This window comes from Chlorogloeopsis fritschii PCC 6912 (assembly GCF_000317285.1).
In the GTDB taxonomy this organism is placed as follows: Bacteria; Cyanobacteriota; Cyanobacteriia; order Cyanobacteriales; family Nostocaceae; genus Chlorogloeopsis; species Chlorogloeopsis fritschii.
Window position 1 is genome coordinate 596,713 of sequence record NZ_AJLN01000116.1, and the last position, 16,294, is coordinate 613,006.

Annotated in this window: 13 protein-coding genes; 7 read left to right on the forward strand and 6 right to left on the reverse strand. The window is 39.9% G+C overall.

Going from position 1 to position 16,294, the window contains the following annotated elements; translation table 11 throughout:
* Positions 1-1,033: 1,033 nt before the first annotated feature.
* Together UYC_RS0126500 and UYC_RS0126505 are read left to right on the forward strand one after the other, a co-directional pair.
* Entirely contained in the window at positions 1,034-2,443 is a 1,410-nt protein-coding gene (locus UYC_RS0126500) for an ATP-binding protein (protein ID WP_235082929.1), read from the forward strand.
* Positions 2,443-3,123, forward strand: coding sequence for a response regulator (locus UYC_RS0126505; RefSeq protein ID WP_016874265.1), 681 nt, complete (start codon positions 2,443-2,445; stop codon positions 3,121-3,123). The genes UYC_RS0126500 and UYC_RS0126505 overlap by 1 nt, the downstream gene beginning before the upstream one ends.
* Here UYC_RS0126505 and UYC_RS0126510 read toward each other — a convergent pair.
* A complete protein-coding gene (locus tag UYC_RS0126510) occupies positions 3,120-3,416 on the reverse strand; it encodes a hypothetical protein (protein WP_235082928.1) in 297 nt (98 codons plus the stop codon). The two genes, UYC_RS0126505 and UYC_RS0126510, sit on opposite strands and share 4 nt — an antisense overlap.
* Before the next feature lie 738 nt (positions 3,417-4,154).
* Between UYC_RS0126510 and UYC_RS0126515 the strand changes: the two genes are divergently transcribed.
* On the forward strand, positions 4,155-5,027 hold the full coding sequence (locus tag UYC_RS0126515) for a WecB/TagA/CpsF family glycosyltransferase (protein ID WP_016874263.1): 873 nt from the start codon (positions 4,155-4,157) through the stop codon (positions 5,025-5,027).
* A 124-nt stretch (positions 5,028-5,151) separates the two neighbouring features.
* Here UYC_RS0126515 and psbM read toward each other — a convergent pair whose 3' ends face one another.
* Both psbM and UYC_RS0126520 read right to left on the reverse strand, forming a co-directional pair.
* The gene (gene psbM, locus UYC_RS36840; RefSeq protein ID WP_015136746.1) at positions 5,152-5,268 is read right to left on the reverse strand and encodes a photosystem II reaction center protein PsbM; all 117 of its coding nucleotides are present in this window, start codon (positions 5,266-5,268) and stop codon (positions 5,152-5,154) included.
* Positions 5,269-5,401: 133 nt separating this feature from the next.
* Positions 5,402-5,698 carry a 2Fe-2S iron-sulfur cluster-binding protein gene (locus tag UYC_RS0126520; protein ID WP_016874262.1) on the reverse strand — a complete coding sequence of 99 codons (297 nt, stop codon included), beginning with the start codon at positions 5,696-5,698 and terminating at the stop codon, positions 5,402-5,404.
* Positions 5,699-6,413: 715 nt separating this feature from the next.
* Here UYC_RS0126520 and UYC_RS0126525 point away from each other — a divergent pair.
* Together UYC_RS0126525 and UYC_RS0126530 are read left to right on the forward strand one after the other, a co-directional pair.
* Positions 6,414-7,373: a hypothetical protein gene (locus UYC_RS0126525; protein ID WP_235082927.1), complete on the forward strand. Its 960-nt coding sequence runs from the start codon at positions 6,414-6,416 to the stop codon at positions 7,371-7,373.
* Positions 7,374-7,437: 64 nt separating this feature from the next.
* Entirely contained in the window at positions 7,438-8,100 is a 663-nt protein-coding gene (locus UYC_RS0126530; protein WP_235082926.1) for a hypothetical protein, read from the forward strand.
* Between the two features lie 357 nt (positions 8,101-8,457).
* Here UYC_RS0126530 and UYC_RS36120 read toward each other — a convergent pair whose 3' ends face one another.
* The 3 genes from UYC_RS36120 to UYC_RS0126545 all read right to left on the reverse strand — a co-directional run bounded on the left by UYC_RS36120 (position 8,458) and on the right by UYC_RS0126545 (position 13,523).
* A complete protein-coding gene (locus tag UYC_RS36120) occupies positions 8,458-8,595 on the reverse strand; it encodes a photosystem II reaction center protein K (RefSeq protein WP_016874259.1) in 138 nt (45 codons plus the stop codon).
* Positions 8,596-8,739: 144 nt separating this feature from the next.
* Positions 8,740-9,867, reverse strand: a complete 1,128-nt coding sequence (gene tgt, locus UYC_RS0126540) for a tRNA guanosine(34) transglycosylase Tgt (RefSeq protein WP_071588435.1) — start codon at positions 9,865-9,867, stop codon at positions 8,740-8,742.
* Positions 9,868-9,923: 56 nt separating this feature from the next.
* Positions 9,924-13,523, reverse strand: coding sequence for a WD40 repeat domain-containing protein (locus tag UYC_RS0126545; protein WP_016874257.1), 3,600 nt, complete (start codon positions 13,521-13,523; stop codon positions 9,924-9,926).
* 590 nt (positions 13,524-14,113) lie between these two features.
* Here UYC_RS0126545 and UYC_RS0126550 point away from each other — a divergent pair.
* Together UYC_RS0126550 and UYC_RS0126555 are read left to right on the forward strand one after the other, a co-directional pair.
* The gene (locus tag UYC_RS0126550) at positions 14,114-14,545 is read left to right on the forward strand and encodes a hypothetical protein (protein ID WP_016874256.1); all 432 of its coding nucleotides are present in this window, start codon (positions 14,114-14,116) and stop codon (positions 14,543-14,545) included.
* Between the two features lie 11 nt (positions 14,546-14,556).
* The gene (locus tag UYC_RS0126555) at positions 14,557-16,212 is read left to right on the forward strand and encodes an NACHT domain-containing protein (RefSeq protein ID WP_016874255.1); all 1,656 of its coding nucleotides are present in this window, start codon (positions 14,557-14,559) and stop codon (positions 16,210-16,212) included.
* The last annotated feature ends 82 nt before the right edge of the window (positions 16,213-16,294 follow it).

Consider the following 16,294-nt stretch of genomic DNA (forward strand, 5'->3'; position numbering starts at 1 on the left):
CAGGGGTTGTAGTTTTGTTTACCTCGCCGATCGCCACCACTACACTCTGAGCGAGCTACATTCTAGCTGCCGTTTGTAACTGCCACACCCCTTGCATCTTCACAACCAGTTGCTCAACAGCACAAATGCACTAATTTTGATTCTGTAGATCGTGTCTCCAAGCATTGGTGCGATCGCGTTGATTTGAGGTTCTGCACTTGCCAGTTTGATTTGATAATAGCTATTTCATTTAATTATTTAGTTTGAAGATAATCAGGTTAGAGTAACAAAATCAAATCTTTACAAAAGCGATATAGTTTTCAGATAGCAAAATCAAATCTTTATAAAAGTGCTCGCATAAAACTGAAAAAACAGTAAAAACTTACCTATTCTTACTGTGTATTAATAATATATCAGTAAAAAAAGTATATTATAATTAGTATATTTTTAGTAACTCATATAAATGTAATAAATACTGAAGCAACTACTCCCTCCCACTTACGGGAATTATAGACTTTATGTGAATTTATAAAATAACCTCTAGAATTAAGTTGAAAAATTAGGTGTTTTTTTTTACTTTAACTATGTTTTTGTTAGTGTATAAATAAAGCCTTAAGTTGTTGGCTTTAGATAGATAGTCAAAAAATATCAAGTCATGTAGACGTTTACTTAAACTCTTAGCTTTGTAATAATGTTCCCTATTGTCTACATGATTAGTACTATGATTCTTTTCAACGCAATTTTGCTTGTATCTTCCCATCTCAGACAGCCTAGTTGTAAATGAGGTTATGATTGAAGCACAAACATGACTGCGTGTAGTATTATGTACCGATGCGCAGCCTTCCTTAACTAGCTAATGATGATTGTTGCTAAAAACCTGATATTTGCTGAGGTGTTTGTAATAATAAACACGCCAGCTGATAATCATTTATTAATTTAATTATGCTCAGAAACCTGTCAGATAGTGTTGACTATTAAGTTGCTGCGTTGCCTGGCTTTATCGACTCCAAAAAAGCATTTATTTGCGCCATTATGCACCAGCTTTGTGATACTGGTGTCTTTAATAGTGGTGCAACAATGCTTAAACCTATGGACAGCATTGCTCAGTCAAGACGCAGCTGAGCGGGTAAATCGTACTCTATTAGTGGAGCGTGAGGCAGAACGTCTGCTGAATGCTGTAATAGATGAGCAAAGAGCATCACCAGGTAACCACAACAAAGAAGAAATTGCTGTTCGCAGCAGTCTCAACCGTCTATATTGGCTTTTGCAAAATAACCCTATCCAAATTAAACAACTCGATAGAATTAAAAACACTTATAATCGCTGGCAAAGCCAGCTAGTTCAAGGAACACTCTCTGACTCTGCCAACGGCAATAGCTTGATAGAAAAGAACCTATTTGATTCTCTACGCGCTCAAATTCGGATTTTGCTTATGCACGAAGAGCTGATGATGGGCGAACGCAAACATCGTTTGCAGCAACTTTACCACATTAATACAGTTGTGAACGTCTTTTGCACAGTAGTTATTGTCGCAGGAATTACCTTAAATCTTCGACTTTTACATCAACGAGTTGAAGTTCCTTTACGTAAGTTAATAAAGGTAGGAGAAGCTTGGCGCAAAGGTCAAATGGACATTCGATTTGAATATTCATCTCCAGATGAAATCGGTCAATTGACACAAGTTCTCAACGAAATGGTAGCTCAGGCTAGAGAGCGCCAGCAACGCATTGAGATGCGTAACCAACAGCTTGAGGACATGATTTCTGCTCTTTCCCACGATCTGCGCACTCCCTTGCTTGCAACCCGCGCTACCTTAGACGGCATGGTTAAAGGAGCTTTTGGGCCTGTAAGCTGTGTGTGGAAAGAAGTATTTCAAGAATTCCGCCAAGCTAACGAAGATCTTCTCAAGCTTGTTGAAGCCCTATTGGATGTTTCTCGCTATGAAGCTGGTTACGGCACTCGCTTGAACTATGAACCTCTAAACTGGGAAAAGATTTTTGTCAAAGCAATTGCCCAGATCAAAGCTACTTCAAAGCACGAGCCAATCCTAATCTATAAAATTTCTCAGCCATTACCAATTGTCTATGGTGATGAAGTAGAGATTAGACGGGTTGTACAAAACCTACTTGATAACGCTGTTAGAGTGAGTGAACCGAATAAAGAAATTTTCCTTCAGGTAGCATCCTTTGGGAAAAACCAAGTAAAGGTTTCTGTGCGAGATTATGGTTCAGGAATTGCGCCACAAGAAAAAGAACGGCTCTTCCACCGCTTCATTCAAGGACGAGGGCGACGTGGTAAATCGGGACTTGGTTTGTACTTGTGTCGTCAAATTATCGAAGCTCACGGAGGTACGATTGGTGTTGAAAGTACCCTCTTTGAGGGTAGTACCTTCTGGTTTACTCTGCCAATCGCTAGAATCCAGGGTGCATCCGAGCACAAAAAGCAGATACAGGAGGAGGAGTAATGCTTGAAAAGCAAGAACACAGAGATGTGCGAATTCTACTTGTTGATGACCACACTTTGATACGCCGAGGCATGAAAGGGCAATTTGCTTTAGAGCCTGGCTTTAGTGTAGTTGGAGAAGCAGGTGATGGGCCACAAGCTATTGAATTGGCTGCCGAGCTTCAGCCGGATGTGGTTTTGATGGACATCGATCTGCCAGCCATGAATGGAATTACAGCTACACAAAGGATTAAGAGCGATCGCACTGCCACTCGGATTCTTGCCTTGAGTGCTTTTGATGACGATACGCAGGTGATCGGAATGCTTGCTGCTGGAGCAGATGGTTACTGCCTTAAGACAATTGAATGGGAACAGCTCGTTGCTGTGATTCAATTGATCCTCCAGGGCGGTGCTTATCTAGATCCTCACATCGCTCAGAAAGTTGCCCGGATGCTCAAGCCTACTATAAGTCATAACCAACCAGCTCCCACATCTGAACCGATCCAACAATCCATTCTCAGCAACCGCGAGCGTGAGATACTCAAACTAATTGCCAAAGGATATTCAAACCAGGAAATAGCTGAAGAACTCTACCTTTCACTAGGAACAATCAAATCTTACGTGCGGATGATTCTCAACAAACTTAGCGTTGACGATCGCGTACAAGCAGCAGCTCTGGCTGTGCGTGAAGGTTTAATTTAATAGTAAGAAAGAAATTCCTGTAAACGAGTATATAGTTCTGTAGGTGTAGTAACTAATGATAAATCCTCATCTGTGGGTTGCTCTGACCACAAAATATAGGGCTGAAATATCCGAAAATCTCCGAGTATTGGCAGACATAAAACAAAAACGTGAGGGGCAAACAGAGTAACCTCTTCATTGTTTGGAATACCGTAATAGGGAAACACCTCTAAACTCTTTTTTAGACAGTAGCTGCTGACGCGCTGCACGGTGCGAACGTTGCTACCAATCACCATAATTCGATGCCTCTCCATGGCAGCTTTTCCATCGCAACTACAAATTAATTGGATATAACGTGCATACTGGATTTTTGCAAGATACACGAGAGACTTTTAAAAATAAATAGAGCAGTTGTTAGACAAGTTTTTCGACCTTACGCCTTAATAAATTAAAGATCTTAAAATACAAATTCTTACAAGTTTCCACATTGCTTAGACGACAATTCTTGATTGCACAAGAGCAAAATTTAATAAATTATGCAATTCCTATCAGAGTTATCTAGCATGGTAGTCTTTTTTCACTCAAAACTTAAGCTAGTTTCAGAATGCAAACACAGCATTATTATTTGCTGCATACTTTGAATATGATTAGTATGAAGCTTGGATTTTCTCCACACTAGAGCCAAGCGGATAGTTAAGTGGATAATTTTATCTCTCCATCAGGATGCTGTACATTTCAGACTCTAAGTAGCCATCTGATAGTGTTTTTCATCACTGTCTGAGGAGGACACTGTACGAAGATTTGCAGATCGGTATCTCAAATCTTTATCAAGTGGTTATTAGGTGAGGATGTGATGCAAGTATGCCAAAAGTCCCCATATATATGATATGAATTTCAATCCTGTTACAGGCAATGATTGTCAAAAAAGCAGTCGAACTGGCTTGATATGAAATTTAAGCACAGAACTGTATGTAAGATTCGGTGGTAGCATGGCGCTGCCTGTTCTCTGAATTTTGTTATCGCCGAATTTTGGATGATGAGGTTCACATTATATGGCAGACCGAGTTAGGTTTCTCAACACCTTTTTTGATCGTACGTCTTCGGATGAGGCAACTGAATCATTACCAGCAGGGTTAGTAGCTCGCCAGAATGATTCTATCTATCAAGATTTAAATGACACAGAAAAAGTTAAGCTTCTAAATATAGAAATAGACAATTTATCTAAGGTGGAAGTTTTACAGAATCTCAAAAGTGGCGTTGTATTTACGCCTAATGTAGATCACCTGATGAAATTGCAGAATGATCGAGAATTTCTCGATGTTTACAGCCGTGCTGAATATAAACTGTGTGATAGTCAAATTCTGCTTTATGCATCTCGATTCTTAGGTAAGCCAATCAAGGAGAAAATTTCCGGTTCAGATTTGTTTCCAGCTTTTTATAACTTCCACAAAAAAAATGAACGTATCAAAATATTCTTGTTAGGTGCAGGTGAAGGTGTAGCTTATAAAGCTCAACAGAATATAAATGCTAAAGTTGGCAGAAATATTGTTGTAGGTTCACACTCGCCTTCATTTGGATTTGAACAAAACGAAAAGGAGTGTCAGGAAATAGTTGAGATTATCAAGCGATCCGGAGCAACAGTCTTGGCAGTTGGCTTAGGTGCACCTAAACAAGAAAAATGGATATATAGGTATAAAGACCAATTACCTAATATTAAAATCTTTTTGGCGATCGGTGCTACTATCGATTTTGAAGCAGGTAACATCAAGAGATCTCCCAAGTTTATTAGTAATCTGGGATTAGAATGGTTGTATAGAATGGTAGCCGAACCCAAAAGATTGTGGAAAAGATACTTGATAGAAGATTTGCCTTTTTTCTGGCTAATTTTACAACAAAAACTGAATTTCTATAACAATGGTGAGTAGTGAGGAGTAGATCTACAAACATAGAAATTCTACAAAGGGCAAAAATCTTCAAAGTCTAAAGTAGTTAGAAAAAAGTAAAAACCCTTACGCTAAATAGTAAGGGTTTTATTTTATAAACAAGATCCTAAGTATCTTTTTTACCTTCGCGACTAGCTGTCTGGATGTAAAGGATGATTAAAAAAACAGCGGGAACCAGCACGAATAAGATGCTGGCTACAAACCCCAGGTCATTAACCTGCATAGCAGAAAAGCCTCTCTTAGATTCCAGTCAACAATCTTAGGATAGCATCATTGCGACCTGACTGAATCATGAGTAATGAGTATAAACTTGAAAGTTGCGAGTAGATCGGTTGGAAGTATTAAATTCATCAACTTTAAGGCTTCGTAACCACGCTTACGGGGCCATTGACTAAAGTTTGACATGCAAGGCGATAATTAGCAGGCTTTTTTTTCAATAAACGGTTTTCTACCTCTGTAGGAGGCGAAAGATTTTCCCTTCCTTCAACAATTTCGACGATGCAGGTGCCACATTGACCGTAGCCACCACAATTCATCATCTTTCCCCAAATTTTATAAATGTCAATGCCATTTTCTAAAGCTTTGAGTCTCAGATTAGCACCATCCGCAGCTATAACTTCTTTATTCTCTTTAACGAATTTTATGTTACCCATAGTTCATATCTCGTTCACTGTTAGCCTGGCTGTGACTTAGAGTTTTGACCTGGTTTAATGGAATTTGTTATCCATTATATATAGAAAATTGTTACATTTGATTAAGAAATATGAATTTTATTAAAGATTTACTTTCAAGATTTTCAAAAACAAGATTACGTGCTAAGTGCGATCGCGTAATATTAGGAAGCTAGTGAATCTATAAACTGTGGCGAGCGTAGTTACTTAGTCTTATATAATACAGTTTATTCCAAAATCATACGAAACCAAATATACTTTCCCAATTCTTGCGTATTTACACGGAAGACAATCTAAAAAATAAGTTTTAAAAGATTATTACTGTCTTTAACTACTACTGAGCATCAATTGTGGCAAATTTAGCTTGTATCTAGCCCATTATCAGTAAAATTCGTTAATTTGTGTATATGATTCGCTGATGTTTGAGCGGCGATGTTATCAGTCTGAAAGCTTTTTAATCTGTTAGCCCTTTGACTGAAAAGCATCTATCAAAGAAGCTATTAAGTAATTAAGAACACAAGAAGCGTATATATACGGTAAGTATAAGATTTATAGCATACCGTTAGATATACATTTATTAACGAGTTTTTAGTGTAATTGGTCAATCTTGGACATTTTGATATTTTTTATATTTCTAATGAACAAAGAAAGAAAAATTAGTGCTAGCCCTAGTTCCCATGGTTTCAGAGTAAGTTATGTGCGAAGTGTGTGCTTGGGTTTATTAACTACACTGGCAGTAACTTTTTCCGTAACTACAAGTATCTCAGTAAATCGTGTTTCTGCTGCCAATGTTACAAAAGAAAGCTCTGCATTAAAAAAGTGGATAGCAAAAGCAAAACAACGTCAAAATATTCGCATTACAAAAGATACCAATCTAATTGCTCAGCTCACTTCTCCTGGAGTTGGCGACAGCTTAAGAGAGCTAAATCAGTTACGTCAAGAGCTTTTAATTGATCCTGTTGTAATAGAAACAAGACGTGTCATAGCTCCTAGTTCTACTGCTGGCACTCCTTCAGCCTATGGTGCAAGTTGGGGACAAGCTTACATAGGAGGTGGTTTGTACTTGCCTTTTGACAACGATCGCATTGATGGTTCGGCTGCTGTTGGTTTTGGTTTAGGAGATGCAATTAAATCTGTAGGTGTTGAAATAAACGCAAATATTACTAGTGTAGGCGGTGGCGATAATTTCGACTTTGGCGACAGTGGAGGGATCGGTTTTAAACTACACAAATATTTTTCTGATCGTACAGCAGTTGCTGTTGGTTGGTCAAATCCGATTAAATGGGGAGATAACAATGGTACAAAAGATACTATTTATGGAGTAATTACTAAAACGTTTGATTTAGAGCCAAATAATCCTAAAAACAAACTGCCCATAACTCTTTCAGCTGGTGTTGGCAGCGGCATTTTTCGTTCTAAAGGAGCGATCGCTGCCGATGAAAATACCCCGAATTTTTTCGGTAGCGTAGGTTTACGAGTCATTCCAGAAGTTTCTTTAGTTACTAGTTGGACTGGAAATAGTCTCAATATAGGTGCTTCCTATGCTCCTTTCAAGAAAACACCCATAGTAATTAACACGATCTTGACGGATCTTACCGACAATTTTGATAAAGGCACTGGTTTATCTGTAAGTGCAGGCTATGTTTTCCAGTTTTAAAGTCTAACTTCTGTATTAATTAATAAAGTAAAATGCAAAAGCAATGAATAAGCACAAATTGCCCTTGACTGTTGGCATTATATTATTGGTTTTAGGTTTTATTGTTGGCGTTGCGCCGATGAAAGCTAATGCTGGTAAAGCTGTAATTGGAGGAACAAGTGAAGATTCTTCCAGTTTTTCCGGTACTAACTTCCAATTTCCTGGTACTAATGCATTAGTTGAGGTAAATAATCAAATTCTTGTTCCAGCAGTAATTCAGCAGCTGATTAATCAACAGGCAGGCGCGATTGTAAAAAATGCAAATACAGGCAATGCAAACGGATCTCAAAAAGGTGTTATGGGCTTGCTTCTAGCGTGTTCCTTTGACGGGAGTGACGCGATTAATCAACTACAGATTTCTCTGTCTAATTCAGGAGCTTCTCAAATCCCCACTCAAACTCTTGTCAAAGCTTTAACAGGATTATTTAAATATTCTGCACCTTCATTAAAACAAAAGCCCAGTCTTTCTAGTGTTGAAGCGCAACCGAGAGAAGAAATCAACTATTGTCATTCTGATGAAAATTACGATCAAATGAGCGTAGATGTTACTCAACTCCTTGCTGCTATCAATGCTTACAATAACATTGTTCTCAAAAGTGATTTAGCAACTTTGAAAAAACTCTCCAAAAATTCAGATTTTATTGAAATTGGTAAAGTTCTTAAAGAACTAAGAACTATTTTGATTTAAAGCTACAAACTAGAGTAAATAACTGTTGCAGTATCTATTTGGAAAATAGATACTAGATATCGGCAACAGAGAAATGATAGAAAAGTATTTTTATACCCTTTTCGTGGGCTTTTTTGCGTTGAATCTAGTTCAAAATTAATAATACTGTTGGTGTATTTAAAGTGCGTTAAACTCTCTGATTCCTTTTATTCTCTTGAGAAAACTTTAAGATGAATTTAGGAATTCGAGCTTCGCACTACCAACAGTATCTTTGTGGCTAGGTGCTTTTTAATATGAAATGCACCAGGCTGTAATGTTATGTTTCAATGGGTTGTGATAGAACCACTTTAGTAGAAATGGAATATTTCGTACCTATTTTTACCTGAAACCTACGGCTGCTTGCCAAACAAAAGCTAGCAACAAGAAGAAAACAGGTATGACAGGCAAAACATCTACCAATGGGTCAAAGATTTGAAATGCCTCAGGCAATTTTGCTAAAAAAAGTGCTGCTTCCATTTTTATTTAAATCCACCTTTCCAACACAGCTTTCAGAATTGAGAAATATCTTAACACGGCTTGGACATCAATATATTGGTCATTGGTCATTGGTCATTGGTCATTAAATTATTCTCCTTGTCTCCTTGTCCCCTTCCCACTCCCTCACTCTCCCTCTCCCACCTCTTGTGGAGCAAGCCAGTGAGCAAATTCAGTGGCAAAAGTGTCGCGCAATATCGCCTCTCGTATCTTTTGGGTGAAGCGAATGAGTTCGGTAATGTTGTGAATACTCAGCAGAGTGTACGCCAAAATTTCTTGCGATCGCACTAAATGAGATATGTAAGCACGGGTGAAGTTCTGACAAGTGTAGCAGGGACAAGTTTCATCTAAGGGCGTAAAATCTTCACGAAACTTAGCATTTTTTAAGTTCCAGCGATCGCCTTGCACCATCGCCGTACCATGTCTTGCCCAGCGCGTCGGAATCACACAATCAAATAAATCCACACCAGAGGCGATCGCCATTACCATTTCTCGGTAGGTTCCCACACCCATCAAATAACGCGGCTTATGGTTTGGTAGTAATGGTGCTGTCGCTTGCACAATCTTATGAATCAGTTCTGGTTCTTCACCCACACTCACGCCACCAATGGCATATCCAGGCAAATCCAGTTTCGTCAACGCTTCAGTTGCCTGACAACGCAAATCCAGATACACTCCACCCTGAACGATACCAAACAAAGCTTGATCGTCGCGTTGATGCGCCGCTATACAACGTTCCAACCAACGATAAGTGCGCTCTGTTGCTTGTTCCACCTCTTGGCGGCTAGCTGTAGCAGGCGGGCATTCATCAAATGCCATAATTACATCCGCCCCTAGTGTATTCTGAATCTCAATGGATTTTTCTGGCGTCAACTTAATAATTTGACCGTCGTGAGGAGAGCGAAATGTCACGCCCTCTTCAGTAATTTTCCGCATTTCACTGAGGCTAAAAACCTGAAATCCACCAGAGTCGGTGAGCATCGGGCCATTCCAGCCCATAAATTTGTGCAATCCTCCACCTCCAGCCACAATTGCTTCTCCTGGTTGCAAGTGAAGATGATAAGTATTAGATAATACCATTTGTGCTCCTGTATCTCGCAGTTGAGCTGGAGTCAGGGTTTTGACATTTGCTAGCGTCCCCACAGGCATAAAACGAGGGGTTTCAACCAAGCCGTGAGGAGTAAAGAACACCCCAGCCCGTGCTTTTGTCTGGCTACAGCAAGCAAGACATTGGAAAGAGAATTTTGCGCTCAAAGCAGAAGTAACCGTTAAGATTTAAGCTAAGTTTGGTGAACTTAATTAAACATAACTTATCGCTTGACCTCTTCATCTTCCACTGCTCCTAAAGCTTTGAGCGTGGCAATAGTTGCTGCGGTTAAGCCTGTAACGCCCGTAATGTTCATGCCTTCATAAGGTCTTGGAATTCTCAATGTTTTGAGACATTCTCCTGTCTGAACATTCCACAACTTAATGGTTTCATCTACGCTGCCACTGATCAACGTTTGCCCATCAGGACTGAAGGTAACTGAACGTACCCAGCTAGTATGTCCTGTTAAAGTTTTAAGGCATTCTCCAGAGTTAACATCCCATAGTTTGACAGTTTCATCCTGACTTCCGCTAGCTAAGAAATTACCTTGAGGACTAAAAGCAACCGAAAATACCCACATCGTGTGTCCCTGTAAAGTGTTGATGCACTTTCCATCGATATCCCAAAGCTTAAGTAGACCGTTATCATGACCGCTAGCCAGCATTGTTCCATTAGGACTAAAAGCGACTGCCATCACCTTACTATCAATTTCTGGTAAGGTTTTGAGGCATTTTCCCGTGCCGCTTTCCCACAATTTTATAGTTTTGTCATCACTACAACTAGCAAGTATCAAACTGTCAGGACTAAAGGCAACTGACCAAACATAATTGGCATGACCTTGCAAAACTTTTAAGCACTCGCCAGTGCAAATATTCCAAAGCCTTATAGTTGAATCTTGAGCACCGCTGGCTAGAATCTTACCTTGAGGACTGAAAGTTAGTGCCCAGATCAAGCCGTTGATATGTCCTTGTAACCTCCTCAGACACTGACCAGTAACGACATCCCAGAGTCTAATGGTTTCGTTATCCCCACTAGCTACCATTTGACCATCAGGACTGAAGGCGACTGACCAAACCCACTTGTTATGCCCCTGTAATGTCTTGAAGCATTGACCAGTTTGAATATTCCAAAGTCTTACTGTTGAGTCAAAACTTCCACTGGCTACCATTTGACCATCAGGGCTACAGGCAATTGACCAGATGGCACTGGTGTGTCCTTTCAAGGTCTTGAGGCACTGACCGCTCTTGATATCCCAGAGTTTTACAGTTTGGTCAAAACTCCCACTGGCTAAGATTTGACCATCAGGACTAAAGGCAACTGACCAGACCAAATCAGTATGTTCCTGCAACGTCTTACAACATTGACCAGTTTGAATATTCCAAAGTCTTACTGTTGAATCAAAACTCCCACTGGCTATCATTTGCTCATCAGGACTACAAGAAATTGACAAAATGCCGTTTTCGTGTGCCCGCAATGTCTCAAAGCATTCACCCGTACTAACATTCCAACGCCTCATCGTGCTGTCTAAACTACCACTAGTTAGTGTCTGGCCATCTGAGTTAAAGACAACTGACCAAACCCAATTAGTATGTCCTTGCAAAGTCTTATAGCATTCACCCGTACTAACATTCCAGAGCTTGATTGTGTAGTCAAAACCGCCACTAGCTAAAGTTTGACCATCAGGACTAAAGGCGACTGACCAAACCCAATTAGTATGTCCTTGCAACGTCTTAAGACATTCACCTGTACAAACATCCCAGAGTTTTACAGTTTGGTCATTACTTCCACTGGCTACGATTTGACCATCAGGACTAAAGGTAACTGACCAAATCAAATCGGTGTGTCCCTTAAAGGTCTTAAGGCATTGACCTGTCCTAACATCCCAAAGTCTTACGGTTCGGTCAAAACTGCCACTGACTAGTTTTTGACCATCGGGACTAAAATCAAGGGACGGTATCCACATGCTTTTGTCATGTCCCTCCAACGTCAAAAGAGGTTGAGCATCCTGAACTCTGAATAGACGAATCTGACCATGAGTGTCACCTGCTGCGAGAATTTTGCTATCTGGACTGAAGGCGACAGAATTAATTCCACTGAAACATTGGGAAAAAAGTGATTTAGTAAACTCACAATAAGCAAAGTTGACTTCAGCCAAATTCATACCTTGAAGATAAGTTTGCCAAATCGCCAAATTGGAAAAATCATAACCTCTTAAATCCGTTTTCAGTTGGCAGAGGAGATTGAGAACATTCCCTGCTGCATATCCTAATTTGAGTGAAGATGTGCGCAACTTAGCGAGAATCTGAGTTAGTTGAGTTTCAAGACGGCTTTGGTTCCCCAAAATATTGATTAACTTCTTGATCAGAGGTTGGAGAATCAAACGAATTTGAGCTTCCCTGATATAGTCTTTTGCTAAAGCTTTGAGCAAAGCATAGTTGTTAAACAGTTCAATGTTCTGAGTCTTAATTTCTTCAGAAACTTGTTGAATAAATACTTCTGTTATGTACTCGATTAGCACAGGTTGGAGCGTGAATGCTGCTGCGCTTCTTTCCAGAGGTAATCGTCGTGTTAGCGATTGCAGCGTATCTGTGACTCTTTCTTTAGCTTCTGGTACGAGAATATCGTCTTTGAGTTCTGAAAGTGAAATTGGCTCGCGATTAATTGCCAGCCAGTATATAATTTCTTTTTCTGGCTCTGAAGTGCGCTCAAAATGCCAGTTTAACAAATCTCGCAAATCATCAAAAACTGGTTTTCCTTCTTGGAGAAATTGAGAAATATTTCCTCCAAAAACCTCTTGAAGATGATTTGCAGCCAGTTCTAGGGCTAAAGGATTGCCATTATAGAATTTAATGAGTGTTTGCCATTCTGCATCTGAGCCAGAAAAATCTCCTATTTCTTGAAAAATTTTTTGTCCATCTAAATAATTTAAACCGCCTAATTCAAGTAAATGAACAGGATGGGTTTTGCCAGCCATTCTTACCAAATTGTGAGGTTTTTCCCGACTGGTAAGCAGCAAGCAGCTTTGATGGGGGACTTCTCCAACTTGCTGGAAAAGTTGACCGTATGCTTCATATCCCTGGCGATATAGCCCAGCGCGTGAAGCGAAGCGATCGCTTTTAAGCGAATCGCCTTTTTGTAAAATCGTCTCCACATTATCCAGAATCAGCAAACAGTGGTGTGCTTGTAAATAATGCAGCAGTCGCGAAATTTGCGTTTCTGTGGTGTTGGCAAACTCCGTCTCCTGCTGGTTGGAGAGGAACTTAATTAAGTCTGTAAGAATATCTCTTGGTGGTGGTGCGTTGAGGAGACTTCGCCAAATCACGTATTCAAATTCATGCTGAATCCCCTTTGCCAGCTTCAGTGACAAATCTGTTTTGCCAATTCCTCCCTTACCCAATTTGACTGATAGCTGGGTTTTACCAATTCCTCCTATCCCAACAATTACTACTAACCGACAGCATTCTTGAATAATCCATTGTTCTAGCGTCGCTAATTCTTCAGTTCGTCCAAAAAACACAGGAACATCAGGTGCATCTCCCCAATCTCGGCGATGGGTAGGAGGTGTTAAGTTTTGGCAACGTCGCTCTAGTTTTGTCCTAAAAGTCTTTTTAGTTATTTTTTCTTTGCAAACTTCTGAAATTAATTTCCATAACTGATAGCCAACATCCTTGACATACTGCAAGTTATAGCGAAGATAGTTGGCTATTTCTTCATATTTTTTATCTTCCCAAGATCCTTTTAATATGACTTTTTGTAACTCAGTTAGCTTATTTCCTGTCTCAACTTCTATCCAGTTGATGATTTCGTCATAGTCATCGTTCATAGCCTCTAAGTTGGCAAAGTATTTGAGTTTAATTTCATCTTACCCTTGATATTTCTTCGCGATACCCGACTTTTCCGACTTTTCAATCCGACTTTTCTGCCTTTACGGGATTTGGGAACTTTTAAGAACATGGTTAACAGGTAAAAACGAATCAGAGTTTATTGCAATTAACTGGAACAAAAATTTGCTTTCAGGTAAATTGAGTCAACTCAATTATCAGGAGAACAACGATTTCAAACATTGGGTAGTGTTGTAGATATGTCGATTTGTAGGGATCATCCCAATTTTTGAAAAAGATAAAAGAAAAAGATTACTTCGCGATAGCTTCTCGCGAATAAGCTTGGTTTCATTAAGGGAGCAATTCGTCTTCTTCCTGTTAAGAGCCATAACTAATGTCTGCTAAAGACTCAGGGTGAGGGCGAGCATCACTCGCCCTCACCCCTCTATTAGATTGATTCTCATTCTGATTTGAGTTGGAAGAAAAATTAAAACTCCTGTATTAAGTAAGCGATCGCTCATCCACCAACTACTTTTGACCACACCCCTCCCAAAGAAACAGTAAACTATTCAACACTGTAGGTAATGCAGTCATGTTAGAAGAAAAGTCTTCACAATCAATGAGCTTCAGTGGCGGTCAGTTTTCAGGTGTTCAATTTGGGCAAGCAGGTCGAGACCTGGCTCAAATTCAACACAATAGCCAAGATGACGCTGAGAAACAATTAACACCAGACGATGTAGTTGAGCTGATAGGACAAATTGAAACCTTGTTTTGGAATTCAGGTTTGCCAGGGACTCAAAAAGAAAAAGCTATTAAACATCTAGAGACCGCTAAAGAAGAAGTAAAAGCAATCGAACCTGACAAGGACTTTGCCGTCAAGAGTTTAGAGCGAGCTACTAAAGTCCTTAAAGACGCAGGCGACACTGTAGTAGCAAGTCAAGGACTGTGGCAAAAGCTAGAACCGATTGCCAAGCAATTAGCACCTTGGTTTGGAATTGCAGCAAAAACTCTTTTGGGACTGTAAGTGAATGAGTGATGAACCAGCAGCCACCTCTCGATTCTACTCAACGACTTAATATTGACAATGCCTCAATCCAGGACAGTCAAATTCTTCAGGCTAGACGTGATCTGATTCAGATTCACAAGCCGATTGTTTATCTGACTGTCGGCGATAAAATTAATATCTCTGACCAGTTTGGTCGGGTACATAGTACAGTAAACCCCTTTTCGAGGCCAGAAGACCGAAATCGGAAGGTTTTACTTAATAAAGTAAAAAAAATCTGTAGTGAGGTACTGGAGAATTCATTACATATCCATGCACTTATTGAACTTGGTTTAGAAAAGCGTCTAGACGCAGTTAAACAATCTTTTAGTGAAGTGCAGGAGATCTGTGAATACAGTAAACGAGCTTTACCCTCCAATGTAGGAGTTACAGCAGTATTCAATCAAATGGGAGAGGGAGGCACTTTACTAATTTTAGGGGAGCCCGGCTCTGGCAAGACCACAACTCTAGTGAGACTGACGCTGGACTTGATTAGCCGTGCTCAGGAAGACTATAACCGAACGATTCCTGTTGTGCTTAACTTATCCTCTTGGGCTCGTGAGCGGCAAACCATTGCAGATTGGATAGTTCAAAGACTGCAAATTTCATATGGAGTCTCCAAAGCTTTGGGTAAATTCTGGGTTGAAGAACAAAAACTGCTACTTTTGCTAGATGGTTTGGATGAGGTTCGAGCGGAGTGTCGCGAGTCCTGCGTTCAAGCAATCAACAAGTTTCTGCAAAAGTACGGATCAACAGAAATAGTGGTATGTAGCCGTGTCAGAGAATACGAAGCTCTTTCTACCCATCTTAAACTTCAAGAAGCTATCTGCATTCAACCGCTAACACCTGAGCAAATTAAGCAGTATTTTGAGAAGGCAGGCGATCAATTAGTTTCTGTAAAAACGCTAATCGATACAGATTCCACGCTACACGAGTTGGCAAAGTCTCCTCTAATGCTTAGCATAATGACACTTGTTTATAGGGGAGTGTCAGTTACAGATTTACTGAATTTGGGATCAATTGAGGAACGTCGCAAAGATTTGTTTAACAAATACATTGGACGAATGTTTGAGCATCGAAACGCCAATCAACAGTATTCAAGAAAGCAAACTATGCACTGGCTGATTTGGCTAGCGAAAAGGATGTCTCAATTTTCTCAGGCTATATTCTTGATTGAAGAAATGCAAGCAGTTTGGTTACCAATTTTTGGTTTAGCAACTATGCTAATACTTGGATTGGACAAAAAAAATGAGGTTGATAGCAGAACTGTTCCAAATCAGGGAATCTGGAGGTCAGTAAACAATGCTAAAACTTTGTTTGTCACCATTGGGCTACTAGTCGGGCTACTTGTAGGAGTTGCTCAGGTGGGAGATATATTAGACAAACTAATTTCTGGGCTAGTAAATGGGCTAATTTTTGGCACAGGTAGTGCTTTAATTGCTGGACAAGGTTCAGGTATTGCTTGCGTTAAACACTTTATCCTACGTTGTCTTCTTTGGCTTAGTGGGCATATACCTTGGAACTATGCCCACTTCCTTGATTACGCCTGTGAGCGCATTTTTCTCCAAAAGGTTGGTGGCGGTTACATCTTTGTCCATCGTATGCTACGCGAACACTTCGCTCAAATGGGTATGGTCAAAAGTAGTTAGTTGAGTGCTCTCTCCTAAACGGGTGGCCAGGTTTAAGATTATCCTTATTTTCCCAAGATCATAAAAGTTTTGTAACTCAAAT